The sequence below is a fragment of the Pseudomonas mangiferae genome, from assembly GCF_007109405.1.
Lineage (GTDB): Bacteria > Pseudomonadota > Gammaproteobacteria > Pseudomonadales > Pseudomonadaceae > Pseudomonas_T > Pseudomonas_T mangiferae.
In genome coordinates this window covers 171275-195040 of the sequence record NZ_VJOY01000008.1, presented here as the reverse complement: position 1 = coordinate 195040, position 23766 = coordinate 171275, and the positions used below count along the sequence as shown (strand labels likewise).

The 23766-nt window shown below is 67.6% G+C and carries 23 protein-coding genes; 21 read left to right on the top strand and 2 right to left on the bottom strand.

The window, feature by feature from the left end; translation table 11 throughout:
• Positions 1–84 precede the first annotated feature (84 nt).
• Both FM069_RS13140 and FM069_RS13135 read right to left on the bottom strand, forming a co-directional pair.
• On the bottom strand, positions 85–705 hold the full coding sequence (locus FM069_RS13140) for a pyridoxamine 5'-phosphate oxidase family protein (RefSeq protein ID WP_143488808.1): 621 nt from the start codon (positions 703–705) through the stop codon (positions 85–87).
• 118 nt (positions 706–823) lie between these two features.
• Positions 824–1246 (bottom strand): HPF/RaiA family ribosome-associated protein, encoded by a 423-nt coding sequence (locus FM069_RS13135; RefSeq protein WP_143488807.1) that lies wholly within the window; start codon positions 1244–1246, stop codon positions 824–826.
• Between the two features lie 184 nt (positions 1247–1430).
• On the opposite strand from FM069_RS13135, the gene rnd reads away from it, so the two are divergent.
• The 21 genes from rnd (at position 1431) to FM069_RS13030 (ending at position 23754) form a co-directional block, all read left to right on the top strand.
• On the top strand, positions 1431–2561 hold the full coding sequence (gene rnd, locus FM069_RS13130; protein WP_143488806.1) for a ribonuclease D: 1131 nt from the start codon (positions 1431–1433) through the stop codon (positions 2559–2561).
• Positions 2558–2851, top strand: coding sequence for a YcgL domain-containing protein (locus FM069_RS13125; protein WP_143488805.1), 294 nt, complete (start codon positions 2558–2560; stop codon positions 2849–2851). The genes rnd and FM069_RS13125 overlap by 4 nt, the downstream gene beginning before the upstream one ends.
• Positions 2851–3783, top strand: a complete 933-nt coding sequence (locus FM069_RS13120; protein WP_143488804.1) for a D-2-hydroxyacid dehydrogenase — start codon at positions 2851–2853, stop codon at positions 3781–3783. Before FM069_RS13125 ends, FM069_RS13120 begins: the two co-directional genes overlap by 1 nt.
• Before the next feature lie 87 nt (positions 3784–3870).
• Complete coding sequence (locus FM069_RS13115) at positions 3871–4320, top strand: YcgN family cysteine cluster protein (protein WP_143488803.1); 450 nt, start codon at positions 3871–3873, stop codon at positions 4318–4320.
• Between the two features lie 72 nt (positions 4321–4392).
• On the top strand, positions 4393–5628 hold the full coding sequence (locus FM069_RS13110; RefSeq protein WP_407681584.1) for a hypothetical protein: 1236 nt from the start codon (positions 4393–4395) through the stop codon (positions 5626–5628).
• 139 nt (positions 5629–5767) lie between these two features.
• Positions 5768–7210 carry an aminotransferase-like domain-containing protein gene (locus tag FM069_RS13105; protein ID WP_143488802.1) on the top strand — a complete coding sequence of 481 codons (1443 nt, stop codon included), beginning with the start codon at positions 5768–5770 and terminating at the stop codon, positions 7208–7210.
• Positions 7211–7443: 233 nt separating this feature from the next.
• The gene (flgB, locus tag FM069_RS13100; RefSeq protein WP_143488801.1) at positions 7444–7851 is read left to right on the top strand and encodes a flagellar basal body rod protein FlgB; all 408 of its coding nucleotides are present in this window, start codon (positions 7444–7446) and stop codon (positions 7849–7851) included.
• 15 nt (positions 7852–7866) lie between these two features.
• Entirely contained in the window at positions 7867–8316 is a 450-nt protein-coding gene (gene flgC, locus FM069_RS13095) for a flagellar basal body rod protein FlgC (protein ID WP_143488800.1), read from the top strand.
• A gap of 16 nt (positions 8317–8332) precedes the next feature.
• Positions 8333–9019, top strand: a complete 687-nt coding sequence (gene flgD, locus FM069_RS13090; RefSeq protein WP_143488799.1) for a flagellar hook assembly protein FlgD — start codon at positions 8333–8335, stop codon at positions 9017–9019.
• Between the two features lie 32 nt (positions 9020–9051).
• Complete coding sequence (gene flgE / locus FM069_RS13085; RefSeq protein ID WP_143488798.1) at positions 9052–10356, top strand: flagellar hook protein FlgE; 1305 nt, start codon at positions 9052–9054, stop codon at positions 10354–10356.
• Positions 10357–10585: 229 nt separating this feature from the next.
• Entirely contained in the window at positions 10586–11323 is a 738-nt protein-coding gene (gene flgF / locus FM069_RS13080; protein ID WP_143488797.1) for a flagellar basal-body rod protein FlgF, read from the top strand.
• 45 nt (positions 11324–11368) lie between these two features.
• The gene (gene flgG / locus FM069_RS13075) at positions 11369–12154 is read left to right on the top strand and encodes a flagellar basal-body rod protein FlgG (RefSeq protein ID WP_143488796.1); all 786 of its coding nucleotides are present in this window, start codon (positions 11369–11371) and stop codon (positions 12152–12154) included.
• 66 nt (positions 12155–12220) lie between these two features.
• Positions 12221–12916 carry a flagellar basal body L-ring protein FlgH gene (gene flgH / locus FM069_RS13070; protein WP_143488795.1) on the top strand — a complete coding sequence of 232 codons (696 nt, stop codon included), beginning with the start codon at positions 12221–12223 and terminating at the stop codon, positions 12914–12916.
• Between the two features lie 13 nt (positions 12917–12929).
• Positions 12930–14030 (top strand): flagellar basal body P-ring protein FlgI, encoded by a 1101-nt coding sequence (locus FM069_RS13065; protein ID WP_143488794.1) that lies wholly within the window; start codon positions 12930–12932, stop codon positions 14028–14030.
• A gap of 10 nt (positions 14031–14040) precedes the next feature.
• Positions 14041–15225: a flagellar assembly peptidoglycan hydrolase FlgJ gene (gene flgJ, locus FM069_RS13060; protein ID WP_143488793.1), complete on the top strand. Its 1185-nt coding sequence runs from the start codon at positions 14041–14043 to the stop codon at positions 15223–15225.
• A 9-nt stretch (positions 15226–15234) separates the two neighbouring features.
• Positions 15235–17262 carry a flagellar hook-associated protein FlgK gene (gene flgK / locus FM069_RS13055; protein WP_143488792.1) on the top strand — a complete coding sequence of 676 codons (2028 nt, stop codon included), beginning with the start codon at positions 15235–15237 and terminating at the stop codon, positions 17260–17262.
• An 11-nt stretch (positions 17263–17273) separates the two neighbouring features.
• Positions 17274–18590: a flagellar hook-associated protein FlgL gene (gene flgL, locus FM069_RS13050; protein WP_143488791.1), complete on the top strand. Its 1317-nt coding sequence runs from the start codon at positions 17274–17276 to the stop codon at positions 18588–18590.
• Between the two features lie 157 nt (positions 18591–18747).
• Positions 18748–19518 (top strand): glucose-1-phosphate cytidylyltransferase, encoded by a 771-nt coding sequence (gene rfbF, locus FM069_RS13045; protein WP_143488790.1) that lies wholly within the window; start codon positions 18748–18750, stop codon positions 19516–19518.
• Positions 19509–20573: a CDP-glucose 4,6-dehydratase gene (gene rfbG, locus FM069_RS13040; RefSeq protein ID WP_143488789.1), complete on the top strand. Its 1065-nt coding sequence runs from the start codon at positions 19509–19511 to the stop codon at positions 20571–20573. The genes rfbF and rfbG overlap by 10 nt, the downstream gene beginning before the upstream one ends.
• Positions 20570–21892: a lipopolysaccharide biosynthesis protein RfbH gene (rfbH, locus tag FM069_RS13035; RefSeq protein WP_143488788.1), complete on the top strand. Its 1323-nt coding sequence runs from the start codon at positions 20570–20572 to the stop codon at positions 21890–21892. Before rfbG ends, rfbH begins: the two co-directional genes overlap by 4 nt.
• A 65-nt stretch (positions 21893–21957) precedes the next feature.
• On the top strand, positions 21958–23754 hold the full coding sequence (locus FM069_RS13030; RefSeq protein ID WP_143488787.1) for a thiamine pyrophosphate-binding protein: 1797 nt from the start codon (positions 21958–21960) through the stop codon (positions 23752–23754).
• Positions 23755–23766 lie beyond the last annotated feature (12 nt).

The window sequence follows — 23766 nt, the reverse complement described above, 5'->3', positions numbered from 1 at the left end:
GCCGCCGGATGGGGGGAGCCGGACTCGATCGCTCGGCGCCCCGGCTCGACCCGGTCGATCATCGGAGGGCGCGCCGCGCCGGGTTCACCAGAGTGTCTGCTGGGCCCGCTCCGGCCAGGTGCGGTCGTAGTCCTCGCCCCCCACCCGGCCGCGGCTGAGTTCGGCGAGGATCTCCCCCGGGGTCGGCAGGCTCGCCGGGTCTACCCGGCGCTCCGGGTCCCACAGGCCGGAGCGGACGATAGCCCGGGCGCACTGGAAGTACACCTGGTCCACCCGGATCACCATCACCGAGCGCGGCGCCCGGCCGTCCACGGCGAAGGACGCCAATAGCGCCGGGTCGGTGTCCAGCTGGGCGCGGCCGTTGACCCGGATCGCATTGCCGATGCCGGGGATCAGGAACATCAGGCTCACCCGCGGATCGCGGACGATGTTGCGCAGGCTGTCGACCCGGTTGTTGCCGTGGCGGTCCGGCAACAGCAGCGTGTCCGGCGCGGCGACCCGGACGAAACCGGGTACGTCACCCCGGGGCGAGCAGTCCAGGCCTTCGGGGCCGACCGTGGCCAGGGCGAGGAACGGCGCGCGTTCCAGGTACTTGCGGTAGAGCGGGGTGATGCGGGTGGCGACCTTGACGGTGGCGGCTTCGGAGAGTTCGTCGGCGCGCCCATAAAGGGCGTCCAACTGGGATAGGTCGCGGATGATCGCCATGGCGGGTCCCTGCTTGGCGGAAGAGACCAGAGGTATAGCGCGGCGATGGAGCGGGGCGCCAGCGGCGCAGACGGGTGGAGCGGGGGAGGGCGCGACGGCGGGCCGCCGCGCCTCGGGATCAGGAGCGCAGGGTTTCCTCGCGCTCGAGGAATTCCTCCTGCAGCAGGGCATCCCGTTCGCTCACCGGGCCGGGCTCCGGCGCGGTGGTCTGCTGGTTGCCGTGCAGGCGCTTGGTCTGCAGCTTGCCGAACAGGTGGTCGAGGGCGTGCAGGAGTTTCTCGGTGGCGCCTTCCACCGCCAGGTCCAGGGCTTCCGCCTTGTGGGTCACGGAGACCGGTTGCAGCCCCTTGGGCCGGGCCTCCAGCTGGCAGCGCTTGTCCTGGGCACCGGACTTCTCGCCGTTCTCGTCGCCCAGGTGGACTTCGATACGGGTGAGCTGGTCGTCGAAGCGCTCGAGGCTCTGCTCCAGGGTGGCACGGATCCATTCTTCCAGGCGGACGCCGCCTTCGATGTGATTGTCGCTGTTGACCTGAATCTGCATGGTCTTTCCTCGTGTGACATGCCTACTGGATAGGAGGCGAGAGGACGACGGGCAGTTCAGCGTTCTCGTCGCGCAATCGGTTGCCCGATGTGTCGGAGCGGCGGAAACCGGGCCTCCCGGCAGCCGGGCGCGCGACGAACGGCAGGCGCGATATATACTCCCCCGATCATCGAGGGAGCACCGCGTGACTATCGACATTCACTGGATTCGCGACGACGAGGCGCTGGCGCGCCATTGCGAGGACTGGAAGCGCCTGCCGTTCGTGGCGCTCGACACCGAATTCATGCGGGTCGACACCTTCTACCCCATCGCCGGGCTGCTGCAGGTCTGCGACGGCGAGCGGGTCTACCTGCTGGACCCCCTGGCCATCCGTACCTGGGGGCCCTTCGCCGAGCTGCTGGAAACCCCGACCGTGGTCAAGGTGCTGCACGCCTGCAGCGAGGACCTGGAAGTCTTCCAGCGCCTGGCCGGCAGCCTGCCGACGCCGTTGTTCGACACCCAGCTGGCCGCCGGCTACCTCAACCTGGGCTTTTCCATGGGCTACTCGCGGCTGGTGCAGGCGGTGCTGGGCATCGAGCTGCCCAAGGGCGAGACCCGTTCCGACTGGTTGCAGCGCCCCCTGAGCGAGCTGCAGGTGCAGTACGCCGCGGAGGACGCCCACCACCTGGCCGAGGTCTATCGCGAGCTGGATGCCCGGCTCAGCGACGACAAGCGTGCCTGGCTGCTGGAGGATGGCGCCGAACTGGTGGCCGGCCTGCGCCGGGAAACCGATCCCCAACTGCTTTACCGGGACGCCAAGCTGGGCTGGAAGCTGTCCCGCCAGCAACTGGCGGTGCTGCGCGCCCTGTACGCCTGGCGTGAGCGCGAGGCGCGCCAGCGCAACCTGCCGCGCAACCGCATCCTGCGCGAGCATTCCCTGTGGCCCCTGGCGCGCTTCCAGCCGGACAACCCCGTGAGCCTGGCGCGCATCGAGGATATGCACCCGCGGACCGTGCGCCAGGACGGCGAGCAGATCATCCGGCTGATCCGCGAGGCCGCCGCCAGCGAACCCGACACCTGGCCCGAGCCCCTCTCCGAGCCGCTGCCGGCGGATTCGGCGACGCTGCTCAAGGCATTGCGGGCGGTGGGCCAGGCCGAGGCGGAGCGGCTGCAGATCGCCCCCGAGCTGATGCTGCGCAAGAAGTCCCTGGAGGCCATGTTGCGCACCGGCTACCCGGCTGGGCCGTACCGTCTGCCGGACGCCTTGCGCGGCTGGCGCCGGCAACTGATGGGGCAGCGCCTGCTGGACGCTCTGGCCCCCAAGGAAACCCCATGAAGCGTATCTGTTCGATCTACCGCAGCCCGCGCAAGGCCGAGATGTACCTGTACGTACTCAAGCGCGATGCGCTGCAACGGGTGCCGGAAGGCCTGCTGGCGGCCTTCGGCGCCCCGGTCCACGCCTTCGACCTGGTGCTCAGCGAGGAACGCCAACTGGCCCGGGAGGACATCCACGCGGTGCTGGAAAACCTCGACCGCCAGGGCTACCACCTGCAGATGCCGCCCCCCACGGACGAGTACATCGAGCACCTGCCCGATGAACTGCTGCGCCTGAACGACCCCGTCTGATGAACGTCCTGATCGTCGAGCGCTACCATGCGGACTACGCGGACGCCCTGGCGCAGGCCGAGCCGGGCCTGGTCCTGCATGCCGGGCCCGACCCCGAGACCCTGGCCGAGGTGGCGCGGGACTGCCCGGTCTGGTTCGGCCAGCCCGACCTGATCGCCGCGCTGCTGCGCCGCGGTGGCCGGCCGCGTTGGGTGCAGTCCACCTGGGCGGGCATCGCGCCGCTGCTGGCCGACGACCTGCCCCGGGACTACCGCCTCAGCCGGGCGGTGGGGGTGTTTGGTCAGGTGATGGCGGAATACGCGCTGACCTACCTACTGCTGCACGAGCGCCAGGTGCTGTCGCGCCTGGCCAGCCAGGTGGAGCAGCGCTGGGACAACCGCCAGCCGCCGAGCCTGGGCGGGCGGCGGCTGCTGATCGTCGGGGTCGGCGATATCGGCCGCAGCGTCGCCGAGTTCCTGGCGCCGTTCGGCCTGGTGCTGGACGGCGTCGCCCGGGAGCCGCGGCCGCTGCCGGGTTTCGCCGAAGTGGCCGGGCTGGACGAGCTGCCCCGCCTGGCGGCGCGGGCGGACTACGTGCTCAACCTGCTGCCGGACACCCCGCAGACCTGCGATCTCTACGACGCCGCGCTGTTCGCCCGAATGAAGCCCACAGCGCTGTTCATCAACGCCGGTCGCGGCAGCTCGGTAGTGGACGCCGACCTGGTCGCCGCCCTGGAAGCCGGACACCTGGCCGGTGCGGTGCTGGACGTCTGCCGGGTGGAACCGTTGCCACCGGGGCATCCGCTGTGGACCGCGCCGCGGCTGCTGCTCACCGGCCACAGTGCGGCGCCCACCCTACGCGGCCCGGTGGCAAGGCTGTTCCTCGACAACCTGGGGCGTTTCCGCCGAGACGAAGCCCTGCGCGGCGAGCTGGACTTTCAGCGCGGCTACTGAGCCGCGCCACGCTCCGTCGGCCGGGCTTGGCCGGCGCGGGCCCGGCGACTAGACTGTCGCGCCCTCGTCGACCCCCTCCGATCCGCCATGGCCGCCAAAGTCGAACCGTTCTGGAAACGCAAAACCCTCGACCAGCTCGACCCCGAGGAATGGGAGTCGCTGTGCGACGGCTGCGGGCTGTGCTGCCTGCAGAAGCTGGAGGACGAGGAGGACGGCAGCGTCTATTACACCCGGGTTGCCTGCAAGCTGCTGGACCTGGACACCTGCCGCTGCAGCCAGTACGCCGAGCGCCGCCGCTCGGTACCGGATTGCATCCAGCTCACCCCGGCCCAGGCCGATGAATTCAAGTGGCTGCCACCCACCTGCGGCTACCGCCTGGTGAGCGAGCAGAAGGATTTGCCGCCCTGGCACCCGCTGGTCTGCGGCGACCCCCAGGCGGTGCACAAGGCGGGCATCTCCCAGGCCGGCCGGATGCTCAGCGAGACCCGGGTGGCCGAGGACGACTGGGAAGACTACATGATCTTCCGCGCCGGCTGAGCCGACGGCGAAACCCGCGGATCGTCGGCCCGCGGTACGGGTCATATGTCACCGCGTCCCCCTACGAAGGAATTGTCCGTGCTCCCGAACCGTCCACGCCTGCTGTGTTCCGCCCTGCTGTTGCTGAGCCTGCCCACCTGGGCGGCCAAGCGCGTGGACCTGGACTACCACGTGCGCTTCCTGCCCCAGAGCGACCAGGCCGAGGTGGTGCTGACGGTCGAGGATGGCAAGGCGATCCATGGTTTCGAGGCGGACCTGGGCTCCCGCGGCGCCTATAGCGATTTCCAGGCCGACGGCCAGTGGCAGCAGGACGATCCCCGCCACGGCCGCTGGCAGCCGCCGGCCGGCAAGGCGCGCCTGAGCTATCGGGTGAAGATCAGCCACCCCCGCGGCAACGACCGCTTCGACGCCCGCATCACGCCGAACTGGGCGCTGCTACGGGGGGACGACCTGGTGCCGGCGGTGGAGGTGCGCCTCGACGAGCGGGTGGAGCTGGTGGCGCGGATGACCGTCGAGCTGCCCGAGGGCTGGAAGACTGTGGAGACCGGCTGGCCGCGGATCGGCAAGAACCGCTTCCGCATCGACGACCCGGAGCGGGTGTTCGACCGGCCCACCGGCTGGATGCTCGCCGGGCACCTGGGCAGCCGCCGCGCCAAGCTGGGCAACACTGACGTCACGGTCAGCGCGCCGGTGGGCGAGGGCATGCGGCGCATGGACGTGCTGACCCTGCTGACCTTCGTCTGGCCCCAGGTGCAGGCGGTGTTCCCCCGGGACCCGGCCAAGCTGCTCATCGTCGGCGCCGGCGACCCCATGTGGCGCGGCGGGCTGTCCGCGCCCAACTCGCTGTTTCTCCACGCCGGCCGGCCGCTGGTGAGCGAGAACGGCACCAGTTCGCTGCTCCATGAGCTGGTCCACGTGTTCAGCCGCATCCACGACACCGATGCCAGCGACTGGGTCAGCGAAGGCCTTGCCGAGTACTACGCCATCGAGCTGATGCGCCGCGCCGGCGGCCTCAGCGAGGACCGCTACCACCGCATCCGTGCCGACCTGCGGCAGTGGAGCAAGGGTGTCAAGAGCCTGCGCGGCGAGCGCAGCAGCGGCCCGGTCACCGCCCGCGCGGTGTTGCTGCTGCAGGACCTGGACAAGGAGATCCGCACCCGCAGCCAGCAGCGCTACTCCCTGGACGATCTGGCCCGTGGCCTGATGCGGCTGGACCGGGTGAGCACCGCGGACCTGGTCCAGGTCAGCGAGAGCCTGATGGGCGGTGCCTCCGAGGTGCTGGACACGGCGTTGCTCAAGGCCAGCTGATCGCGGCTTTTTCATTCCCTCGCTCCCCAGACGGTGCTGGCGCTCGCCTGCGCTTTCGCCGACAATGCCGCAACTGTACTGCTGGCTCGCCAGGTCGCTTCGATACTGTTGTGGTCCAGTTATCCGGGGAAGCGCCGCCATGACCAATCTGTTGCTCTACCAACGCATCGCCCAGCAGCTGGCCGACGATATCCGTCGGGGTGTGTACCAGCCGGGCGAGCGCGTGCCGTCGGTACGCAAGATGAGCGCCCAGCTCAATGTCAGCCATGCCACGGTGTTGCAGGCCTACGCCAACCTGGAGGACCAGGGCCTGATCCGCGCCCGGCCCCAGTCCGGCTTCTACGTGCACCAGACCCCGGCGCTCACCGCGTCCACCCCGGACATCGCCCGGGTCGAGCGGCCCGGCATGGTGACCCGCGGCAGCATCATCCAGCAGATTCTCACCGCCACCCGCCGCGAAGGGGTGTTCCCGCTGGGCGCCGCCGCGCCCCACATCGACTACCTGCCGGTGCGCGCGCTGCACCAGCAACTGGCCAAGGTCACCCGCTTCCACAGCCCGCGGGCGTTCAGCTACATGTTCAGCCCCGGTTTCGAGCCGCTGCGTCGCCAGGTGGCGATCCGCATGCGCGACGCCGGGGTGGCGGTGGACCCGTCGGAAGTGGTGATCACCCACGGCTGCGTCGATGCCATCAACATGATCCTGCGGGTGGTGACCCGGCCCGGCGACCTGATCGCCACCGAGTCGCCGGCCTACTACGGGCTGCTGCAACTGGCCGACCTGCTGGGCCTGAAGGTCATCGAGATCCCCAGCGACCCCACCACCGGCATGAGCCTGGAAGCCTTGCAGCTGGCCGCCAACCAGTGGCCGATCAAGGCCCTGGTGCTCACCGCGCGGCTGAGCAACCCTCTGGGGGGCAGCATGCCGGACGAGCGCCAGAAGCAGCTGATCAAGCTGGCCACCGACTACAACATCCAGATCATCGAGGACGATATCTACGGCGAGCTGATGTTCGAGCAGGGGCCGGTGAAGGCGCTCAAATCCCATGACCGCAACGGCCGGGTGGTGTACTGCTCCAGCTTCACCAAGACCCTCTCGCCGGGGGTGCGCATCGGCTGGATCATCGCCGGCAAGCACCAGGAGGATGTGCAACGCCTGCAGACCTTCACCACCCACTCCGCCTGCAGCGTCACCCAGATGGGGGTGGCGGCGTACCTGGAGAATGGCGGCTACGACCGTCACCTGCGCTACATCCGCCAGGAGTACCGGAAGAACCTCACCGCGTTCCAGCTGGCGGTGCAGCAGTACTTCCCGGAGGGTACCCAGATGACCCGGCCCAACGGCGGCTTCATCCTCTGGGTCAGCCTGCCGGCCAAGGTCAACACCAAGGACCTGCACCTGCGGGCCCTGCGCCAGGGGATCAGCGTCGCCCCGGGGCTGATCTTCAGCAACACCGAGCAGTTCAACCACTGCCTGCGCCTGACCTGCGGGGTGCCCTGGAACCGCGAGGCGGAGCGCGCCGTCATGACCCTCGGCATGCTCGCCAAGCAGCTCTGCCAGGACGTCGAACCCATCGCCGTGTAACGGCCGCGGGCCGTTCGGCCCGCGGCTTTCTTTGCCGCTCCCCGCTTTGCCACTGTCGTGGCCCCTTGCCGCTTTGCCTGGCCCGGGGCGGTAAGCCCTTGCCGCTTTTCCGGCGCCGGCGCCCGCGTGCTTTTGCCAAGCCCTTGATATTGCTGGGTTCTGCTCAGGTGGCACAGGGCTTGCTAATCATCCGGCAAGACCCACGGGAAGCCCCTCGCGGCAAGGTTCCTGACATGAGCATCAGTTTCGAAAATGCCCTCGGCATCCATGAGAAAGCGCTGAGCTTCCGTTCCCAGCGCTCGGAAGTGCTGGCCAACAACATCGCCAACGCCGACACCCCCAACTACAAGGCCCGGGACCTGGACTTCTCCAGCGTGCTGCAGGCGGAGACCGACAAGGCCAACCGCGGCGCCTTCAACCTGGCGGTGACCAACACCAAGCACATCGCCGCGGAAGGCATGCAGGCGGGTGACGGCGACCTGCTCTACCGCATCCCGTTCCAGCCCTCGCTGGATCAGAACACCGTGGATTCCCAGGTGGAGCAGGCGAAGTACGGCGAGAACACCGTGCAGTTCCAGGCCAGCTTCACGCTGCTCAACAGCAAGTTCAAAGGGCTCGTCGGCGCACTGCGCGGCGAATAATCCAGGAGCCTCGCCATGTCCCTCTCCAGCGTCTTCAACATTGCCGGTACCGGCATGAGTGCCCAGACCACCCGTCTGAACACCATCTCCAGCAACATCGCCAACGCCGAGACCGTGTCGTCCAGCGTCGACAAGACCTATCGGGCACGCCACCCGGTGTTCGCCACCGTGATGCAGGGCGCCAACGCCAGCACCGGCGACCAGGGCTCGCTGTTCGCCACCGAGGATCGCTCCGGTGCCGGCGTGCAGGTGCTGGGCGTGGTGGAGGACCAGAGCCCGCTGATGCCGCGCTACGAGCCCAACCACCCGGCGGCGGATGCCAATGGCTACGTGTACTACCCGAACGTCAACGTGGTGGAGGAGATGGCCGACATGATCTCCGCCAGCCGGGCGTTCCAGACCAACACGGAGTTGATGAACACCGCCAAGCAAATGATGCAGAAAGTCCTGACCCTGGGTCAGTAAGGCCGGAGCGAACACCATGGCAGATACCACCGTCGACGGCGCGTCGTCCGTCCTTGCCAACTACGGCTTGAAGGACAATTCCAGCAAGACCCCCACCGGGAGTCAGCTGGGCAAGGACCAGTTCCTGCAACTGCTGGTGACCCAGATGAACAACCAGAACCCGCTGAACCCCCAGGACAACAGCGAGTTCGTCGCGCAGCTGGCGCAGTTCAGTACGGTCGAGGGCATCAGCAACCTGAACACCAGCATGTCTTCGCTGCTGGCCAACACCCAGTCGTCCCAGGCCCTGCAGGCCTCGTCCCTGGTGGGGCGCAAGGTGGTGGTCACCACCAATACGGCGGTCGTCGACACCAGCCAGACCCTCAAGGGCAGCGTCAACCTGACTTCGCCCAGCGAGAACGTCTACGTCAACGTCTACGACAGCACCGGCGCCCAGGTGAACCGGATCAACCTCGGCGCCCAGAGCGCCGGCCAGATCAGTTTCATGTGGGACGGCAAGGACTCCAGCGGCGCCACCGCCGCGCCTGGCACCTACACCTTCGAGGCGCAGGCCTCGGTAGATGGCCAGAGCACCGCCATGACCACCAACCTGCCGGCCAACGTCGACAGCGTCACGCTGGGGCAGAACGGTGGCGAAATGGCGCTCAATCTCGCCGGTCTTGGCAGCATCGCGCTGTCCAAGGTCCAGGTCATCGGTCAGTAACAGCCGCCTCACCGGCGCGCAGGAGAAGTCACATGTCGTTCAACATCGGGCTCAGCGGTATCAAGGCGGCCTCCAGCGACCTCAACATCACCGGCAACAACATCGCCAACGTCGGCACCACCGGCTTCAAGCAGTCGCGGGCGGAGTTCCAGGACGTCTACTCGGCCTCGGTGCTGGGCACCGGTCGCAACCAGCAGGGCAGCGGCGTGCTGCTGGCCAACGTCGCCCAGCTGTTCAACCAGGGCAACGTCACCGCCACCAACAACGCCCTGGACATGGCCATCAACGGCAACGGCTTCTTCGTCACCAGCAACAACGGGGCGATGTCCTACACCCGTGCCGGTTACTTCGGCACCGACAAGAACGGCTACATCGTCGACAACAACGGCTACAACCTGCAGGGCTATTCGGTGGACGCCAACGGCCTGCTGCAGAGCGGGGTGGTCACCAACCTGCAGGTGCAGAGCGCCAACCAGGCGCCCAAGGCCACCAGCAAGATCCTGGAGACGGTGAACCTCAACTCGTCCCTGACGCCGCCCACCACCACGCCGTTCAACCCGGCGGACCCGACCACCTACAACAACTCCACCTCGGTGAAGGTCTACGACACCCAGGGCAACGAGCACGCCATGACCCAGTACTTCGTGAAGACCGGGCCCAATGCCTGGACCATGAACGTGCTGATCGACGGCCGCAACCCGGCGGACCCGACCACCACCACGCCGTATTCGGTAGGCATGACCTTCACCGCCGGCGGCCAGCTGAACCTGCCGCTGACCTCCACCGATTTCACCGCCAACGCCGACGGCACCCTGACCCTCACCAACTGGACGCCGGCCAAGTCCAACGGCGCCACCCCGCCGGTGTGGGAGGCCAACGGCGCCGCGGCCAACCCGGGCGGGGTGACCTTCGACCTGCGCGGCACCACCCAGTACTCCAGCACGTTCGCGGTCAACAGTCAGAACCAGGACGGCTACACCACCGGCCAGCTGGCCAGCCTGGAAGTGGACGATACCGGGGTGGTCTTCGCCCGCTACACCAACGGCCAGTCGAAGATCCAGGGCCAGGTGGTGCTGGCGAGCTTCGCCAATACCCAGGGCCTGACCCCCATCGGCAAGACCGCCTGGGTGCAGTCGTCGTCCTCCGGCGAGGCGGTCCTCGGCACGCCGCGTTCCGGCACCCTGGGGGCGTTGCAGTCCAGCTCCCTGGAGTCCTCCAACGTGGACCTGTCCAACGAACTGGTGAACCTGATCGTCGCCCAGCGCAACTACCAGGCCAACGCCAAGACCATCGAGACCGAGAACGCGGTCACCCAGACCATCATCAACCTGCGTTGATGACGTCGGCGCCGTCCCCGCCCGGGGACGGCCCGCCACCCGGCCGGCCACTTGCCGGCGCCGGCAACTTTTCGCCGGCCTGCCCTCCAAAAAGCCCGTTCCGGGCTTTTTCCGTTCGATAACCCCTTACAGAACAGCCACTTGCCGATTGGTATCGGCATTGGCACATGGCTTGCTATACCTCCGGTAAGCGAACGACGGGCGACAGAGAACCGTCTCGGAGGGACCAATGGACAAGATGCTTTATGTGGCGATGACCGGCGCCAGCCAGAACACCCTGGCGCAGCGGGCCCACGCCAACAACCTGGCGAACATTTCCACCAGTGGCTTCCGCCGCGACTACGAGCAGGCGCGCTCCATGCAGGTGTTCGGCGAGACCTTCCCGGCCCGGGTGTACGCCATGAGCGAGCGCCCGGCCACCGACTTTACGCCCGGCGCCCTGCAGGAGACCGGGCGCGACCTGGACGTGGCGGTGGAGGGTAACGGCTGGATCGCCGTGCAGGCCCCGGACGGCAGCGAGGCCTACGTGCGCACCGGCAGCCTGCAGATCGACGCCCTGGGCATGCTGCGCACCGGCGACGGCTTGCCGGTGCTCGGCAACGGCGGGCCCATCGCGGTGCCGCCGGACGAGAAAATCGAGATCGGCCAGGACGGCACCATCAGCATCCGCGCCCTGGGCGAAGCGCCCAACGTGGTCGCCGAGGTGGACCGGATCAAGCTGGTCAACCCCGATCCCAAGGAGATGGAAAAGCGCACGGATGGCCTGATCCACCACAAGGGCCAGCCGGCCGAGGCGGATGCCGCCGTGCGGGTCACCTCGGGTTTCCTTGAGGCCAGCAACGTCAATGCGGTGGCGGAGATGACCTCGATCCTCTCCCTGTCCCGGCAGTTCGAGTTGCAGGTGAAGATGATGCGCACCGCCGAAGATGACGCCGCCTCCGTGGCCCGTGTCTTGCAGATCAGCTAACAACCAGTCAGGTGACGCCGAGATACCGGCGCCCAGGAGAACGACATGCTTCCGGCCCTGTGGGTGAGTAAAACCGGTCTGTCCGCCCAGGACATGAACCTGACCACCATTTCCAACAACCTCGCCAACGTGTCCACCACCGGCTTCAAGCGCGACCGCGCGGAGTTCGAGGACCTGCTGTACCAGATCCACCGGCAGCCGGGCGCCCAGTCGACCCAGGACAGCCAGTTGCCATCCGGTCTGCAGCTGGGTACCGGTGTGCGGATCGTCGGCACCCAGAAGAACTTCAGCGAAGGCAGCCTGCAGACCACCGACCAGCCCCTGGACATGGCGGTCAACGGGCGCGGCTTCTTCCAGGTCCTGCAGCCGGACGGCACGGTTTCCTACACCCGCGACGGCAGCTTCCACCTGAACTCCGACGGGCAGATCGTCACCGCCAACGGCATGGCGCTGGAGCCGGCCATCGTGGTCCCGGCCGACACCCTGACCTTCACCGTCGGCCAGGACGGCACGGTGTCCATCACCACCCAGGGCAACGCCCAGCCGCAGATCATCGGCAATATCCAGACCTCCGACTTCATCAACCCGGCCGGCCTGCAGTCCATCGGCAAGAACCTGTTCCTGGAGACCGCTGCCAGCGGTGCGCCCCAGGTGGGGACGCCGGGGCTCAACGGCCTGGGCACGGTGGAGCAGCGCACCCTGGAGAACTCCAACGTCAGCGTCGTCGAGGAGCTGGTGAACATGATCACCACCCAGCGCGCCTACGAGATGAACTCCAAGGTCATCTCCACCGCCGACCAGATGCTTTCTTTCGTAACGCAGAACCTGTAACGCCGGCGCCTGGCGAGGCGCCGTCCGCACTCGTGGTTCCGGGTTCTTTGTGTGAGGTACGTCGTGATGAAACGGCTGAACGTGCTCTGCCCCCTGTTCGCCTTCTCTGTTCTGGCCGGTTGCGTGAGCCCGCCGCCGAAGCCGAACGATCCCTACTACGCGCCGGTGCTGCCGCGCACGCCGATGCCCGCCGCCGCCAACAACGGCTCCATCTACCAGGCCGGCTTCGAGCGTAACCTCTACGACGACCGCAAGGCTTACCGGGTAGGCGACATCATCACCATCGCCCTGAACGAGCGGACCCAGGCCAGCAAGAACGCCAACTCCAACATCGCCAAGACCAGCAAGACCAACATGGGCCTGACCTCCCTGTTCGGCGGCGGGGTGAACACCAACAACCCCCTGGGCAGCGGCGACCTGACCCTGGACGCCGGCTACAGCGGCTCGCGCAACGCCGTCGGCAAGAGCCAGGCGGCCCAGGGCAACAGCCTGTCGGGTTCGGTGACCGTCACCGTGGCCGAGGTACTGCCCAACGGTATCCTGGCGGTGCGGGGCGAGAAGTGGATGACGCTGAACACCGGCGACGAGCTGGTGCGCATCGCCGGGCTGGTGCGGTCCGACGACATCGGTACCGACAACACCGTGTCCTCCACGCGGATCGCCGACGCCCGTATCACCTACTCGGGCACCGGGTCGTTCGCCGACGCCAACCAGCCGGGCTGGTTCGACCGCTTCTTCATCAGCCCGCTGTTCCCGTTCTAGCAGGAGCCGATCCATGAAACGTCTGAGTATCCTGCTGTCGCTGCTGCTGTTCGTCGGCGTCGCCCAGGCGGAGCGGCTCAAGGACCTGGCCAGCATCCAGGGCGTGCGCACCAACCAGCTGATCGGCTACGGCCTGGTGGTGGGGCTGAACGGCACGGGTGACCAGACCACCCAGACGCCGTTCACCCTGCAGACCTTCAACAACATGCTGGCGCAGTTCGGCATCAAGGTGCCGGCGGGGGGCGGCAACGTACAGCTGAAGAACGTCGCCGCGGTATCGGTGCACGCCGAGCTGCCGCCGTTCGCCAAGCCCGGGCAGACCATCGACGTGACCATCTCGTCCATCGGCAACTCCAAGAGCCTGCGCGGCGGCAGCCTGCTGCTGACCCCGATGAAGGGGATCGACGGCAACGTCTACGCCATCGCCCAGGGCAACCTGGTGGTGGGCGGCTTCGACGCCTCCGGCGCGGACGGCTCGAAGATCACCGTCAACGTACCGTCGGCGGGGCGCATTCCCGCCGGCGCCACGGTGGAACGTCCGGTGCCCAGCGGTTTCGACCAGGGCAACACCCTGACCCTGAACCTCAACCGCCCGGACTTCACCACCGCCAAGAACATCGTCGACAAGCTCAACGAAATGCTCGGCCCAGGCGTGGCCCATGCCCTGGACGGCGGCTCGATCCAGGTCAGCGCGCCGCTGGACCCGAGCCAGCGCGTCGACTACATGTCGGTGCTGGAAAACCTCGAGGTGGAAGCCGGGCAGGCGGTGGCCAAGGTCATCATCAACTCCCGCACCGGCACCATCGTGATCGGCCAGAACGTCAAGGTGCAGCCCGCCGCGGTGACCCACGGCAGCCTGACCGTGACCATCACCGAAGACCCGGTGGTGAGCCAGCCGGATGCCCTGTCCGGCGGCCAGACCGCAGTGGTGCCGCGCTCCCGGGTGAGCGCCGACCAGGAGGCCAAGCCGATGTTCAAGTTCGGCCCGGGGACCACCCTCGATCAGATCGTCCGGGCGGTGAACCAGGTGGGGGCGGCGCCGTCCGACCTCATGGCCATCCTGGAAGCGCTGAAGCAGGCCGGCGCGCTCCAGGCCGATCTGATCGTGATCTGAGGACGCCACCATGGACCGACTCATGGGCACATCCGGCGGCACGCCCGTCGACAGCGGCGCCTACACCGACCTGAACCGCCTGTCCCAGCTCAAGGTGGGCAAGCAGCGCGACAGCGAGGGCAACATCCGCAAGGTGGCCCAGGAGTTCGAGTCGCTGTTCCTCAACGAGATGCTCAAGTCCATGCGCTCGGCCAACGAGGCGCTGGGGGAGGGCAACTTCATGAACAGCGAGACCACCAAGCAGTACCAGGACATGTACGACCAGCAGCTGTCCGTCAGCCTGTCCAAGCAGGCCGGCGGCGTCGGCCTGGCGGACGTGCTGGTGCGCCAGCTGAGCCCGAAACATGCAGCCGCCAAGCGCGACCCGTTCGCCCAGGTGGGCGAGACCCAGCAGGCCACGTGGCCTGCCAGTGGCGCGGCCAAGCGCCTGCCGGTGCCGGAGGAGGGGCGTGACGACTCCGCCCAGCTGAATCGCCGTCGCCTGGCCCTGCCGGGCAAGCTGGCCGACCGGCTGCTGGCCGGCATCGTGCCGAGCGCCAGCGACACCTTCGCGGATGCCAAGAACCTGGCGGGTACCGACTGGGACGCCGCGCAGAGTTACGCGGCGCCCCAGGACAAAAGCCTGAACGTGGCGGGTGCCGAGGCGACCGTCGGTCGACGCATCGCCCAGCCGCCCCTGGCGCCGGCCAAGTCCGCGTTCGCGTCGGCGGAAGATTTCGTTTCCACCATGCTGCCTATGGCGGAATCAGCGGCCAAGCGCATCGGCGTGGATGCCCGCTACCTGGTGGCCCAGGCGGCCCTGGAGACCGGCTGGGGCAAGTCCATCATCCGCCAGCAGGACGGCACCACCAGCCACAACCTGTTCGGCATCAAGGCCCACGGCAGCTGGAACGGTGCGTCGGCTCGCGCATTGACCACGGAATACACCGACGGCAAGGCGGTCAAAGAAGCAGCGGAATTCCGCGCCTACTCCTCGTTCGAGCAGAGCTTCCAGGATTACGTGAGTTTTCTGCAGGGCAACGCCCGCTATCAAGATGCGCTGGACGTGGCCGATAAACCAGAACGCTTCGTGCGCGAATTGCAGAACGCCGGCTACGCGACCGACCCGAACTACGCACGCAAGATCGGGCAGATCGCGAAGCAGATGCAAACCTACCAGACCGTTGCCGCAGCCGGTACGGTAACGCGGTCGTGAGGTTGAACCATGGCTGACCTACTTTCCATCGGGCTGTCCGGCCTCAAAGCGACCCAGGTCGCGCTGGCCACGACCGGGCACAACATTTCCAACGTGAACACCCCCGGGTATTCGCGGCAGCAGTCGGTGCAGCAGACCAATCTGCCCCAGGCCACGGGCGCGGGCTACATCGGCACCGGCAGCCAGGTGGTGGACGTACGCCGTCTGGCGAGCGAATTCCTCACCTCCCAGCTGCGTTCGGCCACCAGCCAGAACAGCGAATCCCAGGCCTTCCTCGGGCAGATCGAGCAGCTCGACTCGCTGCTGTCCAGCACCACCACCGGGATCAGCCCGTCGCTGCAGGCGTTCTTCACCTCCCTGCAGACCGCGGCGCAGAACCCGTCGCTGGTCGCCGGCCGCGAGGCCGTGCTGACCGCGTCGCAGAATCTGGCCAGTTCCTTCAACACCCTCTACGACCAACTGGACAAGCAGAACTCGCTGATCAACCAGCAGCTGGGCGCCCTGACCGGCCAGGTCAATTCCATGGCCACCAGCGTGGCGAACTACAACCAGTCCATCGCTGCCGCCCGGGCCAACGGCTCCGAGCCCAACGATCTGCTGGACGCCCGCGACGAAGTGGTACGCCGCCTGTCGGAAATGATCGGCGTGCAGTCCGTTGCCCAGAACGACGGCAGCGTCAACCTGTTCATCGGCACCGGCCAGCCGCTGGTGGTGGGGTCCACTCCCTCCCAGTTGCAAGCGACTGCCGGCCAGGACGACCCCTCGCGCTTCCAGATCCAGATGGTCACCAATGGCGTGGCGCAGAACATCACCAGCCAGATCGGTGGCGGGGAAATCGGTGGGCTGCTGGCCTACCGCGACACCGTGCTGGACAAGTCCTACAACACCCTGGGGCAGGTGGCGCTGACCGTTTCGGACACCATCAACAAGCAGCTGGGCCAGGGCCTCGACCTGTCCGGGCGACCCGGCACCAACCTGTTCAGCGACATCAACGAGGCCCAGGCGGCCTCCCTGCGGGTGCTGCCCAACACCAACAACACCAGCAACGTCAGCGGCGTGCTGAACATCACTGATACCGCCAAGCTGACCAGCAGCGACTACCGCCTGGATTACGACGGCACTAACTTCACCGCGCGCCGCGTGAGCGATAACGCGCCCATGACCGTCACGGTGTCCGGCACCTCGCCCTATAACCTGACCTTCAAGGATGCAGCCGGAGTCGACCAGGGCTTCCAGGTGCAGCTGAACAGCCTGCCGGCGGCCAACGACAGTTTCAGCCTGCAGCCCACCCGGCGCGGCGCCAGCACCATTTCCAGCGTGTTGACCCACCCGGACCAGCTGGCCTTCTCCGGGACGGTGAACGCCCAGGCCACCACCAACAACCGGGGCACCGGTACCATCGGCCAGCCGTCCATGGTCACTGGCCCGTCGCCGGTGAACACCGCCGACCTGCAGCGGCTGTTCGGCGCCAACGGCGTGTCCATGAGCTTCGATGCCACCACCAACACGTTGAACACCGGCAACCTGCCGGCCGGCGCGACCCTGAGCTACGTGTCGCCGTCCACCACGGCCCTGGTGCCCGGGCAGAACAACACCCTGCGGCTGAACTACACCGACCCGGTCACCAGCAACGCCTACACCTACGAATTCACCCTGAGCGGCATTCCCCAGAGCGGCGACAGCTTCTCCCTGGCCTTCAATTCCACCGGGGTGTCCGACAACCGCAACGCCTTGGCCCTGGTGGCGTTGCAGACCAAGCCGACGGTGAACGTGGGCAACACCCAGACCACCTACAACAGCGCCTACGGCGCCCTGGTGGAGCGGGTCGGCTCCCTCACCGACCAGGTCCGTACCAACAGCGCGTCCAGCGAAGCCGTGCTCAAGCAGGCCCAGGACAACCGCGATTCCCTGGCCGGGGTGAACCTGGACGAAGAGGCTGCCAACCTGATCCAGTTCCAGCAGTACTACAACGCATCGGCCCAGGTGATTAAAGTTGCGCAGTCTTTGTTCGATACCCTGATTAACGCCTTCAGCTGAGTGACGCCATCATGCGCATTTCCACGATCCAGGCTTTCAACAACTCGGTCAGTGGCCTGCAGAAGAACTACGAGAACGTCACTCGCACGCAGCAGCAGATCAGTACCGGCAAGCGCATCCTCACCCCGGCGGACGATCCGGTCGCCTCGGTGCGCCTGCTCCAGCTGAGCCAGGAAGAGTCGCTGAACGCCCAGTACACCTCCAACGGCATCGCCGCCACCAACAGCCTGCAATCCGAGGACGCCATCCTCACCTCGGTCAACACCGTCATGCAGCGCGTCCGCGAGATCGCCATCCAGGCGGGCGGCGGCGGCCTCGACCCCACCGACCGGGCCTCCCTGGGCACTGAACTGGCGCAGCGCGAAGACGAGCTGATGAGCCTGCTCAACACCAAGGACGCCAACGGCCAGTACCTGTTCTCCGGGTCCACCAGTGGCGTGCAGCCGTTCAACCGCAACCCCGACGGCACCTATTCCTACAGCGGCGACGAAGGCCGGCAGAACGTGCAGATCGCCAGCAGCACCTTCATCGCCCTGGGGGACAATGGCAAGGACCTGTTCGAGAACGTCTTCAACGCCAACCGCGTCAGCACCGCGAAGACCAGCACCGGCACGGGCGCCGACGGCACCGTCAGCACCGGGCGGATTTCCCTGGGCCTGGTGACCGACAAGACCGCCTACGACAACACCTTTCCTGCCAGCTCGCCGCCGGTGGCCACCGATGGCATCGGCATTCATTTCCTCGATTCGCGCAATTACGTGGTGTATAACCCGGCGACCCTGCCGGCCGGCTACGACTGGAACACCTACGACCCGAACACCCCGCCCGCCGGCCAGCTGAGCACCGGCGCGGTGGACAGCAACCCGGACACCTCCGACTACATCACCTACGGCGGCGTGAAGGTGCAGATCGACGGCATCCCGCAGAAGGGCGACGACTACGCCGTCACCCGCAAGCCGGACGAGGAAAAACGCGGCCTGCTCAACGTGGTCTCGGACCTGCGCAAGGCCCTGCAGAACGGCGACGGCTCCAACGAAGGCGCGCTGAAGATCCGCGACCAGGTGGCGGCGGCGGTTTCCAACCTCGATGCGGTGAGCGTCAAGGTACTGGGTGCCCAAGGCTCCATCGGCGCCCGGCTGAACACCCTGGAAACCACCACCAACTTCATCAGCGACGTCAGCCTGGTGAACAAGTCCGTACAGTCCGGCCTGGAAGATCTGGACTACGCCGCAGCGATTTCCAGCCTGGCCATGCAGTCCACCGTGCTCCAGGCGGCTCAGCAGAGCTATGTGAAGATCAGCGGGCTGAGCCTGTTCAATTACCTCTGATGCCATTCCCGGCACGGCCATGACAGGCCGCGCCGGACCTTCCCGTTTCCACGCTTTTCGCCCGCGACTTGGCGGATATTTTGCTTAGCGTCTTCAATGGAACATGACGTTGCCAGAATGTTGACGGCGACGGGTTCCGACGTATCGAGGACATACGATGAAGGCAGTCATCCTGGCGGGTGGGCTGGGCACGCGGATCAGCGAAGAGTCGCACCTCAAGCCGAAGCCCATGATCGAGATCGGCGGACGTCCGATCATCTGGCACGTCATGAAGATCTACTCCCACTTCGGGATCAACGATTTCGTGATCTGCCTGGGCTACAAGGGCTACGTCATCAAGGAGTACTTCGCCAACTATTTCCTGCACATGTCCGACGTCACCTTCGACATGGCGGAGAACTCCATGCACATCCACCGCCGCCACGCCGAGCCCTGGCGGGTGACCCTGGTGGATACCGGCGAAGTCACCGCCACCGGCGGCCGCCTCAAGCGCATCCGCGAGCACGTCGAGGACCAGCGCTTCTGCTTCACCTACGGCGACGGCGTGGCTGACCTGGACCTGCCGGCCCTGCTGACCTTCCACGAGGCCCACGGCAAGCTGGCCACCGTCACCGCGGTGCAACCCCCGGGGCGCTACGGGGCGCTGTCCATCATCGACGACCGGGTCGCCGGCTTCCAGGAGAAACCCCAGGGCGACGGCGGCTGGATCAATGGCGGTTTCTTCGTGCTGGAGCCAGGCATCTTCGACTACATCGAAGGCGATGCCACCACCTGGGAACAGGAGCCGATGGTGGACTTGGCCGACGACGGCCAACTGATGAGCTACCTGCACCGGGGCTTCTGGCAGCCCATGGACACCCTGAGGGACAAGGTCATGCTGGAAGAGCGCTGGCAAAGCGGCCGCGCGGACTGGCACCTATGGCGGTGAATCCGGATTTCTGGCGCGACCGCCGGGTCTTCCTCACTGGCCACACCGGCTTCAAGGGCGGCTGGCTGGCCCTCTGGCTGCACCGGCTGGGTGCCCGGGTCCATGGCTACGCCCTTGAGGCTGAGGGCGAGTCTTCCCTGTGGCGGGCCACGGCCCTGGAGCCGCTGCTGGACAGCCGCATCGCCGACATCCGCGATTCGCAGCGCCTGCGGCAGAGCCTCTGCAAGGCGCGCCCGGAAATCGTCTTCCACCTGGCGGCGCAGCCCCTGGTACGGGCCTCCTACCGCGAGCCGCTGGACACCTACTCCACCAACGTGATGGGCACCGCGAACCTGCTGGAAGCGGTGCGGGCCTGCCCGGAGGTGCGCGCCGTGGTGGTGGTCACCACCGACAAATGCTACGAGAACCGCGAATGGCTCTGGCCCTACCGGGAAACCGATGCCCTTGGCGGCCATGACCCCTACAGCAGCAGCAAGGCCTGCGCCGAACTGGTCTGCGCGGCCTACCGCACCTCGTTTCTCGCCGCCCGCTCGGTCGGCCTGGCCACGGCCCGGGCCGGCAACGTCATCGGCGGCGGCGACTGGTCCGCGGATCGCCTGGTGCCCGACGCGCTGCACGCCTGGAGCCAAGGCCGCGAGGTGGTGTTGCGCCACCCCGGCGCGACGCGTCCCTGGCAGCACGTGCTGGACCCCCTGGCCGGCTACCTGGGCCTGGCCGAAGCCCTCTGGACCTCTCCCGCGGAGCACGCCCGGGCCTGGAACTTCGGTCCCGACGCCGGTGGCGTGCGCAGCGTCGGCGAGGTGGTGGAAGGCCTCGCCACGCATTGGCCAGCGGCCGCGCCCTGGCGGGTAGAGGCCGACGGCACGCTGCACGAGGCGACCCGCCTGACCCTCGACTCCAGCCTGGCCCGGACGCAACTGGGCTGGGTGCCACGCTGGAACCTGGATGAGGCTCTGCGGCGGACCTGCGCGTGGCAGCGCGCCTGGCTGGACGGACAGGACATGCAGGCATTCAGCCAGCGTCAGATCGATGATTACCAAGGTGAGGTGCAATGACCGATTCGAAAGCACAGGCATTGCGTCAGCAGATCGGCGAGCTGGTCGCCGAGTACGCGGCGCTGCAGTATGCCGAGCGGCCGTTCCAGCCGGGAGTCGCCAGCGTCCCGCCGTCGGGCAAGGTGCTCGGCGCCGGCGAGCTGCAGGCGATGACCGAAGCAGCGCTGGACGGCTGGCTGACCACCGGGCGCTTCAACGAGGCCTTCGAGAAGCGCCTGGCCCGCTACCTGGGGGTGCGCAACGTGCTCACCACCAACTCCGGCTCCTCGGCCAACCTGCTGGCATTCTCCGCGCTCACCTCCGAGCGCCTGGAGGATCGGGCGATCCGCCCCGGTGACGAAGTGATCGGTGTGGCCGCGGGCTTCCCCACCACGGTGAACCCGATCCTGCAGTTCGGCGCGGTGCCGGTGTTCGTCGATGTCGAACTGGGCACCTACAACATCGACCCGGCCAAGGTGGAAGCGGCGATCACGCCGAAGACCAAGGCCATCATGCTCGCCCACACCCTGGGCAACCCCTTCGACCTGGGGGTGATCCGTGCGCTGTGCGACCGGTACGGCCTGTGGCTGATCGAGGACTGCTGCGACGCCCTGGGGTCCACCTACCAGGACCGGCTGGTGGGCACCTTCGGCGACATCGGCACCCTGAGCTTCTACCCGGCGCACCACGTGACCATGGGCGAGGGCGGCGCGGTGTTCACCGACAGCCCGAAGCTCAAGCGCATCCTCGAATCCTTCCGCGACTGGGGACGCGACTGTTATTGCGCACCCGGGGTGGACAACACCTGCGGCAAGCGCTTCGGCTGGCAACTGGGGCAGCTACCCGCCGGCTACGACCACAAGTACACCTACTCCCATCTGGGCTACAACCTGAAGATCACCGACATGCAGGCGGCCTGCGGCCTGGCCCAGCTGGACCGGCTCGACGGGTTCATCGCGAAGCGCAAGCGCAACTTCGCCGGCCTCCACGAGCGTCTGGCGGACTGCCAGGAGCGCCTGCTGCTGCCGAGGGCGACCCCGGGCAGCGATCCGTCCTGGTTCGGCTTCCCCATCACCCTGCAGCCGGGCTGCGGCTTCGACCGGGTCGACCTGCTCAAGCACCTGGATGCCCACAAGGTGGGCACGCGCCTGCTGTTCGCCGGCAACCTGATCCGCCAGCCCTACATGCAGGGGCGGCGCTACCGGGTCGCGGAAGACCTGCCGCGCACCGACCGCATCCTCCACGACACCTTCTGGATCGGCGTCTGGCCGGGCCTGGAGGACAGCCACCTGGACTACATGGCGGACTGCCTGCGGGCCTTCCTGGAACATCCCCGCTGAGCGCCGCCCGATCCGCGTGGCGCGAGCGCGCCACGTCTACCGACGAAAGACGATTCAGGACATCCATGAAAACGACAGCCGAACAGATAGCCGACTGGCTGGTGGCCCAGGGGATCGAGCAGGTCTTCGCGGTGACCGGCGGGGGTGCCATGTTTCTCAACCAGGCGCTGGCCAGCCACCCCGGGCTGACCTGCACCTTCATGCACCACGAGCAGGCCTGCGCCATGGCCGCCGAGGGCTACGCGCGCATCAGCGGCAAGCCGGCGGTGGTCAACGTCACCACCGGCCCCGGCGGGATCAACGCCCTCAATGGGGTATTCGGCGCCTTCACCGATTCGATCCCGATGCTGGTGCTGTCCGGCCAGGTGAAGCGCGAGACCAGCCTGGACCACACCCCGGTGCCGGGCCTGCGCCAGCTGGGCGACCAGGAAGCGCCCATCGTCGCCATGGCGGCGCCGGTGTGCAAGGCGGCCGAAGCCATCGGCAGCCCCGAGCACTTGGGCGAGGCGCTGCCGCGGCTGTTCGCCCTGGCCACCGCCGGCCGCCCCGGCCCGGTCTGGCTGGACATTCCCCTGGACGTGCAGTCCGCCCCGGTGGCGGTGCGCTTCGCCGCGGCGCCGGCACCGGCCGCCACGCCACGGGCGGCCCTCGGCGAGGCCTGCGCTGCCGTGGCGGCGCGCCTGGCCCAGGCCGACCGGCCGTTGATCCTGGCCGGCACCGGGGTACGCCTGGGCAAGGCTGAGCAGGCGTTGCTGGCGTTCGCCGAACGTTTCGGCATTCCCGTGGCCACCGCCTGGACCCATGACCTGATCGCCAGCGATCACCCACTGTTTGCCGGCCGGCCGGGCACCATCGGCACTCGCGCCGGCAATTTCGCCCTGCAGAACGCCGACCTGGTGATCGTCATCGGCTCGCGGCTGAACGTCCGCCAGGTCAGCTACAACTGGGCGTCCTTCGCCAATCGCGCCTACGTGGTGCAGGTGGACATCGATCCCCACGAACTGGACAAGCCCCTGGTGCATGCCGACTTGCCGGTGCACGCGGATGCCGGGGACTTCCTCGCCGGCCTGGCACAGGCCCTGGAAGGCGCATCGCTGCCGGATTTCTCCCCCTGGAGCGGCTGGGCCCACGGCCTGCAGCAGCGCTTCCCGGTGCTGCAGGCGCACCACGCCCTGGCGCCTCGGCTCAACCCCTACGCCATCGTCCACCGGGTCTTCGAAGCCCTGCGGGACGACGACATCGTGGTCTGCGGCAATGCCTCGGCCTGCATCCTGCCGTTCCAGGTGGGCCGGCTGCGGGCCGGCCAGCGGCTGTTCAGCAACTCCGGCTCCGCGTCCATGGGCTACGACCTGCCCGCCGCCCTGGGCGCGGCGCGGGGGGCGTCGGCGCGGCGGGTGGTGTGCTTCGCCGGCGACGGCAGCCTGCAGATGAACGTGCAGGAACTGCAGACCCTGCGCACCCTGGGCCTGAACGTGCTGGTGCTGGTACTGGCCAACGAGGGCTACCTGTCCATCAAGCAGACCCACGAGAACTTCTTCGGCCGGGTGGTGGGCGCCGATCCGGCGTCCGGGGTGGACTGCCCGGACTTCGCCCGGCTGGCAGACGCCTACGGGCTGCCGACGCTGTCGGTCACCTGCGAGGCCGACCTGGAGCGCCTGGACCAGGCCCTCGCCGCCGACGGGCCGCGGCTGGTGCAGATCGAGGTGGACCCGGCGCAGTCCTTCGAGCCGCGGATCAAGTCGCGGATCGGCGAGGACGGCAAGTTCCAGACGCCCGAGCTGGATGACATGTTCCCTTTCCTCGACCCGCAGCAGCTGGCCGCGGTGCGCGCCGAAGCGGCCGCCATCCGTGCCCGGCGCTGAACAGGAGGCCGC